Source organism: uncultured Leptotrichia sp. (assembly GCF_938036635.1).
Lineage (GTDB): Bacteria > Fusobacteriota > Fusobacteriia > Fusobacteriales > Leptotrichiaceae > Leptotrichia > Leptotrichia hongkongensis.
In genome coordinates, this window is the sequence record NZ_CALHQO010000349.1 from 1 (window position 1) to 2,832 (window position 2,832).

1 protein-coding gene is annotated in these 2,832 nt (G+C 33.4%); it reads right to left on the reverse strand.

Features of this window, described 5'->3' with window-relative positions; genetic code table 11:
- Positions 1-174: 174 nt before the first annotated feature.
- Positions 175-2,745 carry an ATP-dependent chaperone ClpB gene (clpB, locus tag Q0370_RS06990; RefSeq protein WP_299573875.1) on the reverse strand — a complete coding sequence of 857 codons (2,571 nt, stop codon included), beginning with the start codon at positions 2,743-2,745 and terminating at the stop codon, positions 175-177.
- Positions 2,746-2,832: the final 87 nt, after the last annotated feature.

Sequence of the window (2,832 nt, forward strand, 5' to 3'; positions counted from 1 at the left end):
CACTTTAATTTTGCTCTAATTAATACTCTTTACCATTTATAGTAAAACTAGTTTTAAAAAAGCTTATAATAAATTCATTGTTTAAATAAATTTTAGTATTAAACAAAAAGAAACACCATTTCTGGTGCTTCCTTCTAAAAAATTATTTTTTGATTCCGCTATACAAGCATCAATCTATTTTTTTACATTATAAATCAATTTTTCTCCATTGCTATCCAGCACAACTGTACTATTTTCAGGAACTTCGTTGCTCAAAATCATTTTTGATAAGTTAGTTTCTATATCTTTTTGAACAAAACGTTTTAGAGGTCTTGCTCCATAAGCTGGGTCATAAGCCTCGTTTACAATATAATCTAGAGCTTTGTCTGTAAATTCAATTTTTATATATTGTTCCTTTAATTTATCGTTTATTTCATCAAGAATAAGTGAGATAATATTTTTTACACTTTCTTTTCCTAATGCTTTAAATACGATAATATCATCAATTCTGTTCAAGAATTCTGGCTTGAATCTATGTTTCATTTCATTTAATACAGCTTCTTTTGTAGACTCTGAAACTTGCGGATCTTCTAATATGATTTCACTTCCGATATTTGAAGTCATAATGATAATTGTATTCTTAAAGTCTACAACTTTTCCTTTTCCATCTGTAAGCCTTCCATCATCAAGTAGTTGCAACAGAATATTAAATACATCTGGATGAGCCTTCTCAATTTCGTCAAACAAAATTACTGAATAAGGTTTTCTTCTTACGGCTTCTGTCAATTGCCCACCTTCTTCATATCCTACATACCCTGGAGGCGCTCCGATTAATCTTGTGGTGCTGAATTTATCCATGTATTCACTCATATCAATTCTAATAATATTGCTTTCGTCGTCAAACAGGTTAAATGCAAGAGTTTTTGTCAAATAAGTCTTACCTACCCCTGTTGGCCCTAAGAAGATGAATGAACCAATTGGACGGTTTGGATCTTTTAATCCAGCACGTGAACGAATTATTGTGTCACTTATTGTTGTGATTGCTTCATCTTGTCCAATTACTCTTTTCATCATTTGTTCTGCAAGATGTAAGATTTTTTCACGCTCTCCCTGTAACAATTTTGAAACTGGTATTCCAGTCCATTTTCCAACAATTTCTGCTATTTCTTCACTGTCAATTTCCTGTTTTAATAATTTATTTGCACTTGGATTTTGATTTTTGGCTTTTTCTTCTTCATCTGCCCTTTGTTTTTCTAGTTCCGGCAATTTACCATATTGCAGCTCAGCCAGTTTGTTATAGTCATTTTTTCTTTGTGCATCAGCAATTTGAAGTTTAATTTTCTCAATTTCTGTATTAATATTTTGTATTTTTTCAACTTCCTGCTTTTCACTTTCCCATTGTGCCTTAAATGCAGCTTTTTTCTCATTAAGTTCTGCCAATTCTTTTTCTAATGTAACAAGTCTATCTTTAGAAGCCTGATCTTTTTCCTTCTCAAGTGCCACTTTTTCAATTTCAAGCTGCATAACACGTCTTGTCACTTCATCCAGTTCTGTTGGCATTGAATTAATTTCAGTCTTAACTTTTGCAGCAGCCTCATCAATCAAGTCAATCGCTTTATCTGGCAAAAATCTGTCGTTTATATATCTGTCACTCATTGTAGCCGCTGTAACTATCGCATTATCCGTAATTCTAATTCCATGGAAAATCTCAAATTTTTCTTTCAATCCACGTAATATTGAAATTGTATCTTCCACAGTCGGTTCATCTACCATTACAGGCTGAAATCTACGCTCAAGTGCCGCATCCTTTTCAATATACTTTCTGTACTCATCAATCGTAGTAGCTCCAATAACCTTTATTTCCCCACGTGCAAGCATTGGCTTCAAAAGGTTTCCAGCGTCCATAGATCCCTCTGTTTTCCCTGCTCCCACAATATTATGTACTTCATCAATGAAAAGAATTATTCTTCCTTCACTTTTTTCAATTTCTTCTAATACTGCTTTTAATCTTTCCTCAAATTCTCCACGATATTTAGCTCCTGCAACCAAGGCACCCATATCAAGCGAGAAAATTGTCTTGTCCTTCAAATTTTCAGGCACATCGCCTTTCAGTATTCTTTGTGCAATCCCTTCTGCAATAGCTGTTTTCCCAACTCCAGGCTCTCCAATCAGAATCGGATTATTTTTATTTCTTCTTGATAAAATCTGTATAGCCCGTCGGATTTCATTATCTCTTCCAATAATTGGATCAAGTTTACCTTTTCGAGCCAGTTCAACCAGATCTTTTCCAAATTTATCTAATGCTTCATATGTACTTTCTGGATTATCTGTCATAATTTTTCTACCTCCTCTTACACTTTCTAGTACAGTTTCAAACTGTTTCTTATTTATTCCGTAATCTTTTAAAAAGCTGTTATTATCATAACTTGCCAAAAACAAATGTTCTGTACTAATATAGCTGTCTCCCATTTTCTTTGCAATATCTCTTGCTCCAACGAGAACTCTATTTAATTCACTATTCGCTCTTGGCTCACTATTTCCACCTTCAATCTTAGGAAAACTTTCCAGTTTGCTCTCAATCTTCCTAATCATATCAGTCGTATCAATCCCCATTTTCTTAAGCACGCTAGGAATCAATCCATCCATCTGCCCCACAAGTGCAAGCAGTAAATGTTCCACCTTTATATCAGAATGTCTATATCTAATCGCAAAGTTATTAGCCTCTGAAATAGCCTCAATACTTTTTTGCGTAAAGTTCTGTTCCATACACATCACCTTCTTTTTTTAGTTTAAATTATTTTTTATTTATTAGCACTCTTCTTATATGATTGCTAACAAATATACTATATCACT